General features: G+C 53.2%; 11 protein-coding genes and 2 pseudogenes. 12 read left to right on the plus strand and 1 reads right to left on the minus strand.

Translation table 11 applies throughout. The features are described from left to right. The first annotated feature begins 113 nt into the window (after nucleotides 1-113). From P0D52_RS00850 to P0D52_RS00880, 7 genes are all read left to right on the plus strand, one after another. Nucleotides 114-848 (plus strand): alpha/beta fold hydrolase, encoded by a 735-nt coding sequence (locus tag P0D52_RS00850; RefSeq protein WP_394693560.1) that lies wholly within the window; start codon nucleotides 114-116, stop codon nucleotides 846-848. A 59-nt stretch (nucleotides 849-907) separates the two neighbouring features. Beyond that, entirely contained in the window at nucleotides 908-1858 is a 951-nt protein-coding gene (locus P0D52_RS00855) for an alpha/beta hydrolase family protein (protein ID WP_394693561.1), read from the plus strand. 62 nt (nucleotides 1859-1920) lie between these two features. Continuing rightward, nucleotides 1921-2895: a TolB family protein gene (locus P0D52_RS00860; RefSeq protein WP_394693562.1), complete on the plus strand. Its 975-nt coding sequence runs from the start codon at nucleotides 1921-1923 to the stop codon at nucleotides 2893-2895. Between the two features lie 536 nt (nucleotides 2896-3431). Further along, nucleotides 3432-4043, plus strand: a complete 612-nt coding sequence (locus P0D52_RS00865; RefSeq protein ID WP_394693563.1) for a helix-turn-helix domain-containing protein — start codon at nucleotides 3432-3434, stop codon at nucleotides 4041-4043. Nucleotides 4044-4257: 214 nt separating this feature from the next. After that, a complete protein-coding gene (locus P0D52_RS00870; RefSeq protein WP_394693564.1) occupies nucleotides 4258-5394 on the plus strand; it encodes a serine hydrolase domain-containing protein in 1137 nt (378 codons plus the stop codon). Beyond that, on the plus strand, nucleotides 5395-6093 hold the full coding sequence (locus tag P0D52_RS00875) for a hypothetical protein (RefSeq protein ID WP_394693565.1): 699 nt from the start codon (nucleotides 5395-5397) through the stop codon (nucleotides 6091-6093). Between the two features lie 772 nt (nucleotides 6094-6865). Further along, the gene (locus P0D52_RS00880) at nucleotides 6866-9673 is read left to right on the plus strand and encodes a TonB-dependent receptor plug domain-containing protein (RefSeq protein ID WP_394693566.1); all 2808 of its coding nucleotides are present in this window, start codon (nucleotides 6866-6868) and stop codon (nucleotides 9671-9673) included. A 178-nt stretch (nucleotides 9674-9851) separates the two neighbouring features. Here the strand turns inward: P0D52_RS00880 and P0D52_RS00885 are convergent, their stop codons facing one another. Continuing rightward, a complete protein-coding gene (locus tag P0D52_RS00885) occupies nucleotides 9852-10145 on the minus strand; it encodes a hypothetical protein (protein WP_394693567.1) in 294 nt (97 codons plus the stop codon). A gap of 90 nt (nucleotides 10146-10235) precedes the next feature. On the opposite strand from P0D52_RS00885, the gene P0D52_RS00890 reads away from it, so the two are divergent. From P0D52_RS00890 to P0D52_RS00910, 5 genes and pseudogenes are all read left to right on the plus strand, one after another. Then, the gene (locus P0D52_RS00890) at nucleotides 10236-11237 is read left to right on the plus strand and encodes a TolB family protein (protein ID WP_394693568.1); all 1002 of its coding nucleotides are present in this window, start codon (nucleotides 10236-10238) and stop codon (nucleotides 11235-11237) included. 279 nt (nucleotides 11238-11516) lie between these two features. Next, nucleotides 11517-12215: an IS6 family transposase gene (locus P0D52_RS00895; protein WP_394693569.1), complete on the plus strand. Its 699-nt coding sequence runs from the start codon at nucleotides 11517-11519 to the stop codon at nucleotides 12213-12215. 53 nt (nucleotides 12216-12268) lie between these two features. Then, nucleotides 12269-12757: pseudogene (locus tag P0D52_RS00900) on the plus strand (transposase); the annotation flags it as partial. A gap of 261 nt (nucleotides 12758-13018) precedes the next feature. Continuing rightward, complete coding sequence (locus P0D52_RS00905) at nucleotides 13019-15037, plus strand: pentapeptide repeat-containing protein (protein ID WP_394693570.1); 2019 nt, start codon at nucleotides 13019-13021, stop codon at nucleotides 15035-15037. Between the two features lie 154 nt (nucleotides 15038-15191). Further along, nucleotides 15192-15893, plus strand: a pseudogene (locus tag P0D52_RS00910) (IS6 family transposase). The last annotated feature ends 456 nt before the right edge of the window (nucleotides 15894-16349 follow it).

Consider the following 16349-nt stretch of genomic DNA (forward strand, 5'->3'; position numbering starts at 1 on the left):
TTGCGATGACGTTGAAACAGGATTCGCAACCAACTTTAGAATCCAGTGGGACATGGAGAACCGCTAGCACAGCAGCATGCGCCAACGGGCCCCCAAATTGAGTAAGCAAAAAAATGCACAATATCCGTGTCTTAGTTGCCGTGGTTTTGTCAGCGCTCGTGTCTGATTCGGTGCTTGCGACACGCTCCCAGGATTTTCTCCCGGTTTCGGGGCTCGGTGACGAGGTTCTTGAAAGCACCGCCGACATCGAGGTGATCCGAACAGACGAGTGGATAGGTTTCGAACCATCGCGTGTTGACCACCCATCCATTGTCTGGTTGGCAGGTCGGAATGTGCCAGCTGAGGCCTACGCTGCAACGGCCCGGGAATTGGCCGCATTGGGCTATCCGGTTACGATTCTGCAGTTGCCGAACGGTGTTCTGCGATCGGTCGACGATATTGCTGTGCTTGGCACGTCTGTAGAAGAAATCATCGACGACGGTCGCCCCTTTGTGTTGTTGGGGCATTCGATGGGCGGGGCGGCCGCAACGCTTCTCGCCAACCAATTGGGCCAAATGCCAGATGCGCTGATTCTGGTCGCGACCAGCTTCCCACGTGACGACAGCTTGACAGATTTTGGAGGCCCAATTCTGAAAATCTCTGCCGTCGCGGATCGTGTTGTCGAAATAGATGCGGTGCGTGAGGGGTATAGATTCCTTCCGGATACAACGGCGATCATTGAAATGAACGACGCCCAACATCACTACTTTGGGCACTATGGCCGGGATTTCGAAGACGCGTCGCTATCGCGATCACAGCAGCAATCCGAATTTCTGAGCATTCTGGTGAGCTTTCTTGAAGACATTTAGCGGGTTTCGTCGGCCAGCACCCCAAAATGGGCTGTTGGCCAGCGGTTAGAAAGGAATATATGATGTTGAAATCAACTCTATTGCTATCTTTACTGGCGATTGGTTTGGCGGGCTGCAGTAATTCCCCTGCTCATGGCCAGCAAGTTGAGGATTTCATGATCCAAAGCCCCGCCGGCTACGAGCTTGCCGGACAAATCGACTGGCCTGAGCATCACGATGGCGATGTGCCTGTAGCCATTTTGGTGTCCGGCTCGGGTGCGCAAGACCGGGACGCAGATATGATGCGTGGCGGGTACAGCGCTCACCGGCAATGGCGGGAAATTCTGAACAATATCGGCTTTGCGGTCGTAACGTTTGATGAAACCGGCACAGGCGCAAGCGGCGGGGACTGGTCTGAGATGGGCCTGGCCGAACATCGCGACAATGCCTTGGCTGCGCTCAACTATGCCGAGGCCGCAGTCGGCGCCCAGCCACCTAATACCTATGCTTTTGGCCATTCAGAAGGCAGCATGATCGTTTCGATGATGTCTGCGCAGGACCCGTCCATTGACGGCATTGTCCACCTCGCTGGTCCAGGTGTGAGCGCTCGGGAGGCGATCGAGTACCAGATTGAAGGCATCGCTCAGAATGATCGGCAGGATGGCGAAACCCATGAAGAAGCAAAAGAACGCCTTCGCAACGGTTTCATGGCGCGAATGGCTAACGTTCAGTCTTTCCAGGACGGTTTCGAGATCGATCCGTTGGAAATTGCCAGAAGGATTAATGCTCCGGCCCTGATCCTTCAAGGCGCGGCTGATACACAGGTCTTGCCGGAGCAGGCCCAAGCGCTAGCCCAGGCGACTGCGGGCTCGGGGCAGACTGTCGAAGTCTATGTATACCCTGATGTGAACCACTTGATGGTGAATGACCCTACGCATTCAAGAGACTACCGTGCGCTCGAAGATCTAACTCTCGACGACCGTGTTGTGACTCAGGTCACCGAATGGCTGCTTGCTGTGGAGGCTCGATAGCCAGCTTGGTTCGTTTACGACCAGGGCCCTTGGACTAAAGTCGGCGGAACGGAGATTTGATCATGAGTTGGTTCATAAACAGCCTGGTTGCTCTGCTGTTTTCTGGGGTCGGATACGCCCAGATTGGGGCGGAGCCATGGGACTGGAATCCTTCGGTTTCAAATGACGGACGCTTCATCGTTTTCAATAGTGAGCGAAGCGGAAGCGATGATGATCTCTATGTCTTCGAGCTCGAAACTGGCGCTCTCGTCCACCTGCTGCGGACGCCTGAGCGTCAAGAGCGATTTCCGACTTGGAGCCCGGACGGTGAGTGGGTGATCTACCAATCGGGCGATATCGATGGAGCAAACTGGCAAATCAGGAAAATCCGACGGGATGGTACGGAAGATCAAATGGTCTACGACAGTGAATATGCTGATATTGGGCCAACCTACTCGCCAGATGGGGTCCAGATCGCTTTCATCTCGCAAATCGAGAATGGGCAGCAACATGTTCATGTAATGAATGCCGACGGTACAAACGTTCGGGCGATCACTGTGGGCACCGAACTGGACGACGTCCCTGGCGGCTTTGGGTTTACCCAGATGGCAAGCTGGTCACCAGATGGATCGCGGGTTGCCTTTGTACATGGCGATGGTGAGTCCCTCATCACGGATATATGGACCATCGCAGTTGATGGGACCGATCCAATTCGGATCACCGACACGCCGGATACCGTTGAAATGGGACCTTCGTTCAATCCAAGCGGGACTCTCATCGCCGCGTCCAGCGGAACGGGATTCTATCAGCAGTACATACTCACACTACACCGACCGGATGGATCGGCCAGTTTCGATCTGGATGCGAGCGCAGAGTTTCATGTTCGTCCATCGTGGATGCCCGATGGTACCGGTATTGTTTACCATGAAATCATTCGAAGCGGAGCGGTCATTGCTAAGTTCGACTTCGCTGCGCAGTCCGTTGAGAGCCTCTGCATTCCTGGCGGGTGGGAAGCGCAGGTAATCGCACAGTGCTCGGAAGGGGGAAGGACGGATTAGGAAATACTGAAGGATATTCGCCCTTAGCGGATTGCCGACGCAACTACTGGCATGAAGCAGCCCTTTCTCTATTTCCAGGTCTCGCCAGAAGTGATCGGTCACGAGGTGATGATGTAGATTCAGTTTCCTCTTTGGCTTGGGACTGTCGACGATTTGGTAAACGAGTTCGGTTTCGATCCGATCCAGGAGAGCCTTGTCTCTGATGGAATTGATATGGCCCAGTGTTTTCGTCCGATGATAGAGAGAAACACACTGTGCGCTTCCGCGTATGTTCCAACGGTCCGTGGAATTGGGATCGTGTCTTTACGACAGCCCACAGCCTCTTCAATTCAAAAAGATACATCAATGATCGGAACGGCTTCAGGAGTGTCGGCAAAACGCGCTCTATGAATGACGGCCGCCTTCCTCTTGGATCGCCGAAAGCTAAACAGTCAGAATTCGGTTCGCTCCTATCGGGAAGTTTCAGTATGCTAATCAGCGAAGCGCTTCAAGCTAAGTGCCCGTTAATTGCGCCGATAGAATAAGGAGGCGATAATTTGATACCGAATATATATGCGGATGATTGCTATCATGTCGTCAACAACATTCAGGGTAGGTTGATTTCGAAAGCAACTACCAGACACATTCTTCTTGATCTTGTTGAGGGCCCAAAAAGTGTTTCCGAGTTGGTTGAGGCCACCGGGCTAAAAATGAATGATGTCTATTATAAAATAAGAAAACTTGAAGCGGCCAAACTGATAAAAACATCCTCTGTGATTCCAAGAAAGGGTCGCCCGATAAAGCAGTATACAGCAATATCAAAAAGTTATTTTGTTCCCTCAATTTTCACACCATCACCGTCGGCCTCAACTAGAAAAATGGTGATTGAAAAAATTGAAGAAGCAGAAGCGGTGGATGAAGGGCTTTGGGTTGGATTCGATAACAGCAATCGCAGAAAAATGACCAGGGTTAACGGCTCCTACAGGCATGCCAGAGCGTTCTCCAACACCTTCCAGCTGTACTTATCTGCTGATACCAGAGTGGATTTTAGAAACGAATTGCTTGCACTTCTGAACAAATACCGGGCTCCGAATCAAGGTTTAGGATTGAAGCCGCATTTGTTCTGGAGCGGCGTAGCTGAGGGCTTGCTCAGAGACATTGATAGATGAGGGCGCCCAGTTCACATATAGTAGACTCCCGATTTACTTACGTAGAACAAATCCGAGCACAATTCTATTTAATGTAATAATAAATTTATTCAACTCTCTTGAAATAATCGATTATTATAACCTACTTGAATTTAGATGTTGCTGGATAACAAGCATGTTTGTTAGCAAGTAAGCACCGGATCTTTCTGGATGCAACGTATTTGGTAGATATCGCATGCATTTTTCGTTGACGGCTATCACGGTAATAGTATCGGTTTCGGTTTGGTCGTTGGCCGACGGAGCTGGATTCTCGCTGGGCGCGGATCAAACTGAAGCGCCCTCGTCTGACGACGTGATGGACCCCCAAAGCGTGCAGTGCGTTCTGCGGCTGGTCGATTCGCGCCAGTTTCACGGCGTCGCCCTAATCGGGTCAGCCGACGGGTCGTTCGAGGTTGTTGTGCGCGACCAACAGGCTGGTCATGTTGGTGAAATTGAAGCTGCGACCCGCTTCAACACCGGCTCCATGTTCAAAGTGGTAACGGCCGTGTCGATTGCCCAACTCGTCGAGCGACGTTTGCTTTCCTATGATGATACTTTGGGCATGCATATGCAAGGAATCCCGCTGGCGTATCGGGAGGTTACAATTGCTGAACTGCTCTCCCATACCGGCGGTGCAGGAAATTTCCCTTCTCCGGAAGATATGGAGCTGGTCCTTTCACATGAATCGCTGCCGGAGCTCCGTCATGTTGTGTTCAGCGAGCCTTTGGGGACAAGGGGCGACCATCGGTATTCGAATGCCGGATACATAATTCTTGGTTTGCTCATTGAGGGAGTTTCCGGGCTCGATTACGAATCCTACATACAATCAAACGTTCTCGATGTTGCGGAAATGACGAATACTACGCTTCGACCGGATCGAGGTATGGCCCAGCCATTTACGCGCAGAAGAATGCCGAGCAGTGAGCGACAGCAGCGTGACGGTGAAGAGCGATCACTGACTCGATCACCGATCGGCCAACATCGAGGCACTCCAGCCGGGGGCGTGTTCAGCACGGCTGAAGACATCTTTCGGTTTGCACGAGCCTTTTTGAACAATGAACTGATTTCATCCACTCAAGTCGACACATTATTGGAAGGCCGGGTTGGGAGAGTGACGCGTGCGGGCGTCGATGGTGAATACGGATATGGATTTGCGCTCTATGGCGATGGGAGCGCCGGGCATAGTGGAGGCGGCCCTGGCGTAAATGGCAGTCTAAGATTCTTCCGTGAGACCGGCACCATTGTGGTTGCGCTGACCAATGTAGATCCTCCAATGGCTAGCAATCTCGCTGCCGCGCTCACGCACCAGATTAGCAATGAGGAGTGCCAGTAAATGTCCTGGAACCGGATTATCGCCAGGCCATACGAGGCCGCCAAGACAAGCTTGGTCGCAGTCATGCTAAAGGCGTTGATTTCCATCGCATGGTCATCATCGGCATATGCCCAGTTTGATTATACTCCCGGTTTTGAGCCTGGCCCGCCTGCAGAGATTACCCAGTTTTACGAGTTGCAGGGTGAGTGGGACATTACGTTGTTTGCCCAGACCGGGCGCGACGGTGAAGGAGAATGGCAATGGGTGGAGTGGGCGACAACATCATCGACAATCGTAACGATACTTGGCGGCGCGGCACTGTATGAGCGAAATCAGGGATTTCCGATTGGCGAAAATGCTACCGGAGCCGGACTATTCTCAAACTGGGAATACGAAATGCGTTTGAGTTTCGACCGGTTCAGCCAAACCTATCGCGCCGTGATTATCGACAATCTTTGGGGGTTGGAGGATATATATGAAGGCCAGCATTCAGACGGAAATCTCGTCCTCTCTAACTTTGATACGCAGACGTTTAATCGAACAGGAGAAGGTCGGTCTGTTCAAAAGAACCAGATTGAGATCCGCGAAATCTCTTCTGATGGATTTGTATTGGAGTGGGCGACGCTAGACGCGCCAGAAATGATTGCCGAATCTGGCCGAGCCGACCAACCATGGGAGCCGAGTGTTCGAATGGTATATCGCAGGCGTCAGCAGAATTGATATTACAATTAAAATTATCACCACCGCATTGAAAGTCTCAAATCTCCCAATGGGTTTTGCTTTAACAACCCGCGCTGGTTGGTCCAGCATTTGAGATCGAATTCTGTTTTTATGGCGACAGAACTCATGCAGAAGTGAATTTCAGAGAAACAAATCTCGGGATTTTCGCGGATGCCGAATTTGGAAGGGTCGGTTCAGGCGGCGCCGGTGAAACGCGCTGAGTGCTAGCGTCGATTTACCATCTGGTGCGATTAGTATCATATAAATAGAATTACCTCTATTATAAATTACGCTCATAAGTATATATTTACGGATTTCCGGAAAATATATGTCTATTTCATAGACGAATTATAAATGTTACGATTGAGCCCGTTATACAGCATCAATAACCTGTGTCGTCGTAATATTTAGCTTCATAATGCTTTTAATCAAATGTATGATTAATAATATTATACCTATACTTTATCGAAAAATATTATGCTATCTCCGAATAAACATATAAAATCTATTACTAAAACTCGTGTATTGTTATTATACATTGGCAATTTATATAAGATTGTCTAAACAATGTATATACCTACTTTAATTCGTCGATTGCTCCCCATGTAGTGTGCGCGATAACTATATACTGATCTGCTTTTATATGCTGGTAGATCTGTGCGTCGGTGCGGCGCTAAGAGGGGAAAATAAGGAGTTACACATGAGAAATCAAAAAAAACGCTCATATATATCGTTGAAGTCATTAGCCATGTCGTCCTGCGCGGCGATTGCCATGACTTCGACTTTCGGGGGTGGCGTCGCCTTTGCCCAGGATGGCGCGTCGGATGACCGCATCATTGTGACTGGCTCACGGATTGGCCGTAGCGAACTTACGTCCGTCAGCCCGATCACAGTTGTCAGCCAGGATGACCTGAATGTTCAGGCTGTACGCACGCTGGAAGACTTTGCGGACCAGATCACATTCGCGCCGGGTGGTGAAACCAACTCGCGCGTCAATAACGGTTCCGGGGGACAGGCAACCATTTCGCTTCGCGGCCTCGGCCCGAACCGGACACTGGTTCTCGTCAATGGTCGCCGCGTGACGCCAGCCAATACGGGTGGCACCGCCGACCTCAACTTTATTCCGGTCTCGCTAATCGGTCGTGTGGAAGTTCTGCGCGACGGTGCATCGACCGTGTACGGGTCCGACGCGATTGCCGGTGTGGTCAACATCATCACCCGTGACGATGTCGAAGGCTTTGAAGCCTTCGCTCAATACGATGTGACGTCGGAAGGTGATGGCCAGATCTACCGCTATGGTGCGACGTTTGGCCGGTCTTTCGACGGTGGCCGCTTTACTGCAAATGTTGAATACTTCGACCGTGGCACCATCCTGCAGGGCGATCGTCCGTTCTCCGCCTGTCCATGGGCAGAAGTTGGCGGTCAGTTGATCTGTGGTGGGTCAGGTACAGCCTATCCCGGTCGGATTGTTGGTAATGGTGCAAACTCGCCCAACTTTACCGCTCAATTCGGTAATGGCGGTGCGGTGCTTGATCCGGCGACCAATACGCTTCGCGCATTCACGCCGGCGGATGGCTATAATTTCGCGGCTCGCTCCTACATGGTCACGCCGATGGAAGTGTGGACCGGCTTCTTCGACGCTGAATATGACGTGATGAATTCTGACCGCTTCGGTGAGGCCACCGCTTTTGGTGAATTCATGTATGCTGCCCGGGCGTCGGAGCAGCAATTGGCTCCGGTCGGGACCTTCTGGTCGCCTCTGGTTCCCGCCTTCCATCCGGGTAATCCGACCGGCGAAAGTGTTTTCGTTGCCCGGCGTCTGGCGGAGTTGAGCTCCGGTCGCTTCTTCACGCAGGACGCCTCGTCCTGGCGGTCGATCTTCGGCCTTGAAGGCATGTTGCCGGCTGGCATTTTCTGGGATACGTCTCTGTCTTATGGCCGTTATGTTGACGCTCGTGTCATCGACGGTCAGGTGAACCCGATCCGGGCCGCGCAAGTGCTCTGTAATGACCCGGCCTCTTTGGCAGCCGGTGCCTGTCAGACACCTGCCAATTTGATCTGGGACCCGTTCCGGACCGATACTCTGAGCGATGCAATTGCCAACTATATGTTGGTGCGTCACTCACCGGTTGGCCGGACAACCCGTTTGTCCTTCCAGGCCAATTTGTCGGGTGATCTGGGTGGCTTGCGGCTTCCGGGTGGTGAAATCGGCTGGGCAGTCGGTTACGAGCGCCGCCGTGATACCGGCGAGTTCATTCCCGATGGCGCAGCGCAGATCGGTCAGATCTACTTCGTGTCCGGTAACGCGACGCAGGGTGATATCACGTCGCAGGAATTTTATGGTGAGGTTCGCCTTCCAATCCTGTCTGGTGTCGAGTTTGCTGAAATCCTGGCCGTCGAATTGTCTGCCCGCTCATCTTCATATGATGTGAACGGAACGAATGTCGGCCAATCGTTTGATGCCAATACCTATGCCGTCAAGGCTGAGTGGGCACCAAATGATCAGGTTCGAGTCCGCGGTTCGTTCTCGACTGGCTTCCGCGCGCCGTCGATTGCGGAACTATTTGCGCCTCAATCGCAATCGGCCATTCAGTATACTGACCCGTGTGTGAACTATGGCACGTCTGGCGCTAGCGCGACGACAATCGCCAATTGTCAAACGGATGGTATTGCTAGTCCGAGTTTCACGTTGACCTCGACACAGGCTTCTGCTGTTGCTGGCGGCAATCCGAACCTCACACCTGAAGAGTCTGAGGGCTTTACTTTGGGAGTAGTGTTCACACCGTCCGGCACGCCGATCCTAGAGGACTTCAGCTTCTCGGCTGACTATTTCTCTTTCGAGATCACCAATGCCATCGGGTCAGCTGACGTAAACACGATTGCGTCGCAGTGCTATGCGTCCGCAAACTTCTCGGATCCACTCTGTGGTTTGATTCAGGGGCCGGGTTATCAGATTGGCGGAAACGCACTCTCAGCGCCTTTCCCAGGACCAGGTGGTGCTCGTCGGGGTGCAACAGGGGTTCTGGCCGGTGTTTTGATCACCAATGCGAACCTGTCGACCTATGAGACATCAGGTGTCGATCTTGGCATCAATTATGCCGGTCCGACCTTCGACATCTTTGAATCGACGGCTCAGTTTGTGGCCGGTCTGGATGTCACCTACTTGGAAAGCTTCGCTTACCAGGTGCTGCCCGGCGGACCAGTGTCGGAATACGCTGGTGCCTTTGCGCAGGACCCATTTACGACGAATCCGGCAGCCTTCCCTGAAATCACTGCCCTGCTTCGCCTGGGCGTTGTCGGGGATAACTGGCAGTTCAACTATGTTGGTCGTTTTATGGACGAAGTTGACGCATTTAGCCCGAGTGGCGGCATTTCCGACACGGCCGAGCGCGTGATGTATCACGATGTTCAGGCCGCTTACGAGTTCGTGGACTCAGGTGTTGGCCTGACCTTCGGTGTGCGCAATCTCGCGAATGAGACACCACCTTATGTCACCAATAATGACGACATGAACACGTTGAACCAGACCTATGATACCGCTGGCCGTTACTTCTACGGTCGGGTCACGATAAGCCGCTAGATAGGTCAAGCGAAAAAATACGCGGCATCAAGAAGTCGGCATCCTGGGTTTTTCTGAGTTCTCCGCTCCGGACGCCGGTCTCGCCCTCCGAGTGCAGTGTCACGTATCTGGGGCGGGTCTTCGGGCCCGCCTTTTTTTTTTACGCTCGTCGGCAGGTGCTGTCAGATTAAACGGGCCGTTATCGGTTGACCGATAATTTAGCGGAATGAAAAACCCATTCCGCTGGCAGGGCCTGAAAATCCGGTTCATTGTCGGCGACCGCGACACCTATTGGCTGCGGGGCGCCAGACGAGCGCACCAGCAATTCCTGGATTTGGGCACTGATACGGAGCTCCTGGTCATTGAGGGAGGAGATCACTTCCTTTTCGAGGAGACCGAGAAGGGTCGTGAGCTGTTCAGGTGGATTGATGAATGGTTTTAGAGGGCGGCTCGTCGAGCGCCATGTTGCGGCTTGTGCTCGAAAAGTATTCATCGATCCACCCTTTAGTGAAATGTGTCGCGAAAACTTCGCGACTTCAGTTAGGCAGCGCCTCTCGGCGCGTCGAAGATAGGAATTGGTCAAATGCCACATGAATTTAAGAGGAAAATGCGTGACGTTTGCGGGCGCACGGCTTGCGCCATCGGCCTGTTAGCGGTGTGTGCATCGGTTACGTGGGCCCAATCGGAGACTGTTAACTGGACCGATGTGGCTCCGGCCTGGAGTCACGATGGAGAGACTGTCTATTTTTACTCCTATCGCGATGGCAATGCTGAGCTATATCGGATGGATCCCGACGGCAGCAATCAAACGCGCCTTACCCAAACGCCGTATAGTGAGTGGTGGGTCCAGCCTCTGAATGAGGATGGAAAAGTCCTGATTGCTTCAGATCGAGATTCTGCCGAGCCTTTTGGTGGCTCCAATCTCTATATTCTCGACATCGCTTCGGGTGAGATGGAGCAAGTCACTCAAGAGACGGGCTACTGGTGGGCTGCATTTCCACGGCTTGCACCTGAAGCCAGCCTCGCCGTTTACGTACGTTCAGATGGCTTCGGATTAGATATCCCTGTGGAAATCTGGGTTGCAGATTTGGAGCGGGGTATCCAATTCGAGTACGCAGATGACCCAGATCATCAAAACTATGCAGCGGCAATATCGTCGGACGGCCAATCGGTGTATTATGCCAGCTTCAGGGACGGTGGCGCCGGTATTTTCAAAAATGCTCTTGATGGCGGTCAAGAGCAAAAGCTCTATGATGCTAGCGGGCGAATAGACGCCATTTCGGTTTCGCCAGATGGCGAGTGGATGGCTTTCAGCATTCGGGCTGCGATCACAGTCGTCGAGAGTTGGGAGGGCGATGGCCCAGATCAAAGGGCTGCCCAGAGAGAAATCTACCTGGCCAGAACCGACGGGTCCGAGGTTCGCCGGCTCACCGCATCAGACGGCATGAATATGGATCCCAGCTGGTCGCCAGATGGTCAAACAGTGACCTTTGGCTCAACGCGGGAGGGCTTCATGGACATCTTTGCCATTGGGATTGATCGCTCGAACGAGCGCAATCTTACCCAAACGTCAATCCGACCGTAGCTTAAGGCCTTCGATTTCTATTGCGATTCGAGCCAAGCGCAGTGGGGTAGCCCATGAGCACTGCAATCGAGGGGCTTTGTCAGAGGAAACTCGGTGTTAGCGGGTAAGGCGATATTTTCGCCAGATGAAAAACCCATTTCGCTACTTCAAAACATCGCCGGAGGTCATCCGACTTGCTGTGATGATGTACGTTCGCTTTCCGCTTTCGCTGCGCAACGTCGAAGACCGGCATTGTCAGATTAAACGGCCCGTTAGCGGGTTGGCCGATATTTTGGGCGGATGAAGAACCCATTTCGTTATTTCAAGACATCGCCGGAATTGATCCGCCTCGCTGTGATGATGTATGTCCGGTTTCCGCTTTCGCTTCGGAACGTCGAGGACCTGCTCCACGAGCGCGGGATCGATTTGAGCCACGAGACGGTGCGGTTCTGGTGGAATCGGTTTGGCCCCATGTTTGCCGCAGAGATCCGCAGAAAGCGCGCCGACCGGATGCGTGCCTGGATCCAGTGGCAGTGGCATCTGGACGAGGTGTTTGTGAAGATAAACGGCGTCACACACTACCTGTGGCGGGCCGTCGACCACGAAGGCGAGGTGCTGGAAGCCTATGTCACAAGACGCCGTGATCGCCATGCTGCATTGAAGTTTCTGCGCAAAGCGATGAAGCGATATGGCAACCCGCAAGTCATCGTGACGGACCGATTGCGGTCATACAAAGCGGCCTTGAAAGTGATCGGAAACGAGGGCGCTCAGGAGGTCGGGAGGTGGCTCAACAACAGGGCTGAGAACAGCCACTTACCGTTCCGACGACGGGAACGAGCCATGCTCCGCTTTCGGCGCATGCGAACGTTACAAAAGTTCGCCGCCGTCCATTCTTCCATCCACAATCACTTCAATCTCGAACGACATCTTAGCCAACGCGACCGGTTCAAGGAGAACCGCACCGTAGCGCTCGCGGAGTGGCGGCAACTTGCGGCCTAAACCGGCGAAAACCAGTCAAACAGAGACCCATTCGCTTTAGTCTGACAGCACCCTCGCGCTATATCATCGCATGGAAGCTGTGTTCGACCATGCGCGCCGAGGACGTCACCGACACACTGGACATGGCGCTTGCGGCGTCAGGTTGCGATCATGCCAACGTGGTGCACAAGCCGCGCCTGCTCAGCGACAATGGGCCGAGCTACATCGCGGGCGAGCTGGCAGACTATATCGAGGCCCGGCGCATGAGCCATGTTCGCGGCGCACCGTTCCATCCCCAAACCCAAGGCAAGATCGAGCGCTGGCATCAAACCCTGAAGAACCGCATCCTGTTGGAAAACTACTTCCTGCCAGGAGATCTCGAAGCCCAGATCGAAGCGTTCGTCGACCACTATAATCACCAGCGCTATCACGAGAGCCTGAACAATGTGACGCCTGCAGACGCCTACTTCGGCAGGGCTCCTGCCATCATCAAACAACGAGAAAGGATCAAGCGACAGACACTCGAACATCGACGCTTGCAACACCGCAAGATCGCCGCATAAAATCAACCAACCAGACGAGGCCGATGCTCCACTAATCTACACAGCCATCTGTGCCAAATGTCCTGACGACGGACACCGCAATGATCAAAAATCACTCAAATCAACCCTTGCTAAACGGGGGCCGTCCACACATGACAGCACCCCCCTCTGACAACACCCGACATGTGCCTTTAGTTGGCAAAACCTCGGAGTTCTCGCTAGCCTGATACCTGAAACAGGTCTTGCGCCCGAGCAAGGCGCCAATCCGCCGGGGGGCAGACCATGCGAGACAAGTTGTTCCAAGAGGAAACACGCCAGAAGCCGTTAGGAGCGTTTGGGGGGGTATTTTGCGTTCTGACAGCTATTTTTGTCGCGCTAACCGTAACGGCCCCAAGTTGGGCCAACCATCAGTGCAGGTTGGTGTTTGATAACCGGCTCGACCAGGCATTTGAACTTGTCGACGGGCAAAACAACGTACTCGGCAATATCAGGCCAACCGGACTGACCACGATCGTCGTTACCGCCCTTTCAGGTTTGAACAATATCCAATACAGCGTACGGTTTCCCGGCTCTTTAAACCCAAATGGATTTTCGGGGTATCCGCCACGATATCGTTTCACTTTAGAGGTCTGGGGTGGCGGCATCTATGAGAGGGATGGAACGACTCGCATCTACAGTCGACAAGAGCTCACAAACTGTCTCTATCACGGTCTTTCCGTACCAGGTTATTACAATGGCTACTGGGCGGATGAGCGCAGTCTCGAATTGGAACGCACCGGCATTATGCTTGGTGTCGAAGCGCAATCCTCCGGCATATCGCTCGTTCCAACAGAAGGGAGGGGCCAAGAAAGAGACACCAATAGACTAGGGATCTTAACGTATGTGTTTAGGGGGCCTGTTTTTATTGGTCCGCCTGAGCGCGTCGCCCTGCGACGCCCTGGCGAATGCAGAAACGACATCGAAGGGATCACTTGCCAGGCTCAGCTAAACATCAGCAGAGAAGTTTTCAATTGGTTTGCGGAAACTGCGGAAAATAATCGTATTCACGACGCGAGATGCGAGGCGGCCAACGCCAGTTTTTATGTCGCGGCTCCGCGCGAAAACATGGCGTTTGGTGACATCGTGTTCTGCCGCCCTCCAGCGGAGCTGAACCGGGATATTTTTGCTGGGACGACCGTGCGGGCCAACTTCACAGGCACCAATCTTGAAAGATTCAATTTTGAAGGCGCAGTCCTCGCAGGGTCCAACTTATCGGGTGCGCGCCTGACCGGCACCAATTTTGTCGGCGCGGATCTCTCCGGAGTCGATCTGTCCGGAACAGACCTCCAGGGCGCGAATCTAAGTCGCGCGAACCTCACTGGCGCAAATCTCACCAACACTAATCTCAATCGTGCGATTCTTCACAATGCGACTTTCACCGGTGCCGACATGCGCGAAACCCGGTTGGAAGGCGCTGATCTGACAGGTGCCAACCTCACCAATGTTCAGAACATCGCTTATTTTAACATCAATGAAGAGACCGTGCTGTGCAACACGACCGGCTATAACGGCGAGGTGATAAACTATAACTGCATCACGCCGACGCAGTTCCGCGATGCTGATCAATCCAATCGCAATTATAGCGGCCGGGATCTGGCCGGATATGATTTCACCAATCGAAACCTTCAGGGCGTGAACTTTTCCGGCAGCAATTTGACCGGGGCCAATTTCCAAGGCGCAAATCTCACCAACACCAATTTCAATCGTGCGATTCTTCGCAATGCGACTTTCACCGGTGCCGACATGCGCGAAACCCGGTTGGAAGGCGCTGATCTGACAGGTGCTAACCTCACAAATGTTCAGAACATCGCTTATTTTAACATCAATGAAGAGACCGTGCTGTGCAACACAACCGGCTATAACGGCGAGGTGATAAACTATAACTGCATCACGCCGACGCAGTTCCGCGATACTGATCAATCCAATCGCAATTATAGCGGCCGGGATCTGGCCGGATATGATTTCACCAATCGAAATCTTCAGGGCGTGAACTTTTCCGGCAGCAATTTGACCGGAGCCAATTTCCAGGGCGCGAACCTGACCAATGCCAATTTGGAGAACGCCAATCTGACGAGCGCCGATATATCCCGGGCAAACCTGAACGGTGCTCGCTTCGCCGGCGCGGATCTGACCCGCGCCACCATGCTGCAGTCGCAGTTCGATACAGGAATATTCCAACGTTTTGACGGCACGGTCTTTTGTGAAACCGTTGCCCCTGATGGCCAGGTCTCAAATCACCACTGCCCTCAAGGCGGAAGGTGAACACCGGGCGGACCATTCCTTACGTCGTTTGGGGGCGTTGTCAGATTAAACGACCCATTATCGGTTTCCCGGTGAAATGCCGGGATGAAGAACCCATTTCGCGGTGCTGTCAGAGGAAACCCGCCGTTAGCGGATGAGCCGATAACTTCGGCAAATGAGCAAGAATCCATTTCGCTATTTCAAAACGTCACCCGAGGTGATCCGCCTTGCGGTGATGATGTATGTCCGGTTTCCGCTGTCGCTTCGAAACGTTGAAGATTTGCTCCATGAGCGCTGAATCGATATTTGCCACGAGACGGTCCGGTTCTGGTGGAACCGTTTCGGGCCAATGTTAGCCGCGGAAATCCGGAGAAAGCGGGCCGACCGGATGCGTGCTTGGGCTCAATGGCAATGGCATTTGGACGAGGTATTTGTGAAGATAAACGGCCAGACGCATTATCTCTGGCGAGCCGTCGATCACGAAGGCGAAGTGCTGGAATCCTATGTCACCAAGCGCCGGGATCGCCATGCGGCATTGAAGTTTTTGCGCAAGGCGATGAAGCGATATGGCAATCCAAAAGTCATCGTGACGGACCGATTGCGGTCATACAAAGCGGCCATGAAAGTGATCGGAAACGAGGGCGTTCAGGAGGTCGGGAGGTGGCTCAACAACAGGGCTGAGAACAGCCACTTACCGTTCCGAAGACGGGAACGCGCGATGCTCCGATTCAGGCGAATGCGAAGTCTTCAAAAGTTCGCCGCCGTCCATTCCTCCGTCCACAACCACTTCAATCTAGAACGCCACATCAACGACAGAGGCCGGTTCAAGGAGAACCGGCAGGTCGCGCTGGCCGAATGGCGGCAACTTGCAGCCTAAACCGGTGAAATCCTGGCAAACAGAGACCCGTTCGCTTTAGTCTGACAGCACCGCCACCTATCCCTGTCTCGTTCGATTGTTCGCGAAGGCGCGCCAAATAGCGCCGCGTTTCCGCGGGTTAGCGGCCTGCAGTGGAACTGTAGACGGTCGCAATTCCGGCCATTCCAGCCATTTTCTGCGCGTGTCTCTGTCCAGTGCATCTGGCGCTTCGGGTAGGGGTAATTCCCTGCTGTCAGGGAAATTTACAGGGAATTTGAGCTAAAATACGGCGCGTGGACCGACGTCGGCACGTAAAATCAATGACTTGTGGCGTTTCATCTGCAATCAGAGCAGGGAATTTTTTCAAGCCAGCAGGGAAAATGCACACAGGAGCAGGGAATTTTTGTGGCTTATAGTCTGTTTACCGGAAACCGAATTTTCGTTCCTGTTGGTCCCAATCAAAGGGGATTCCGGACC

This window comes from Hyphobacterium sp., from assembly GCF_043584775.1.
Classification (GTDB): Bacteria; Pseudomonadota; Alphaproteobacteria; order Caulobacterales; family Maricaulaceae; genus Hyphobacterium.

Excerpts from the sequence above, each read along its gene's own strand:
- P0D52_RS00905 (WP_394693570.1), top strand. The coding sequence starts at position 13,019 with ATGCGAGACAAGTTGTTCCAAGAGGAAACACGCCAGAAGCCGTTAGGA.
- P0D52_RS00870 (WP_394693564.1), top strand. The coding sequence starts at position 4,258 with ATGCATTTTTCGTTGACGGCTATCACGGTAATAGTATCGGTTTCGGTT.
- P0D52_RS00890 (WP_394693568.1), top strand. The coding sequence starts at position 10,236 with ATGCCACATGAATTTAAGAGGAAAATGCGTGACGTTTGCGGGCGCACG.
- P0D52_RS00895 (WP_394693569.1), top strand. The coding sequence starts at position 11,517 with ATGAAGAACCCATTTCGTTATTTCAAGACATCGCCGGAATTGATCCGC.
- P0D52_RS00850 (WP_394693560.1), top strand. The coding sequence starts at position 114 with ATGCACAATATCCGTGTCTTAGTTGCCGTGGTTTTGTCAGCGCTCGTG.
- P0D52_RS00860 (WP_394693562.1), top strand. The coding sequence starts at position 1,921 with ATGAGTTGGTTCATAAACAGCCTGGTTGCTCTGCTGTTTTCTGGGGTC.
- P0D52_RS00875 (WP_394693565.1), top strand. The coding sequence starts at position 5,395 with ATGTCCTGGAACCGGATTATCGCCAGGCCATACGAGGCCGCCAAGACA.
- P0D52_RS00880 (WP_394693566.1), top strand. The coding sequence starts at position 6,866 with ATGACTTCGACTTTCGGGGGTGGCGTCGCCTTTGCCCAGGATGGCGCG.
- P0D52_RS00855 (WP_394693561.1), top strand. The coding sequence starts at position 908 with ATGATGTTGAAATCAACTCTATTGCTATCTTTACTGGCGATTGGTTTG.
- P0D52_RS00885 (WP_394693567.1), bottom strand. The coding sequence starts at position 10,145 with ATGAATACTTTTCGAGCACAAGCCGCAACATGGCGCTCGACGAGCCGC.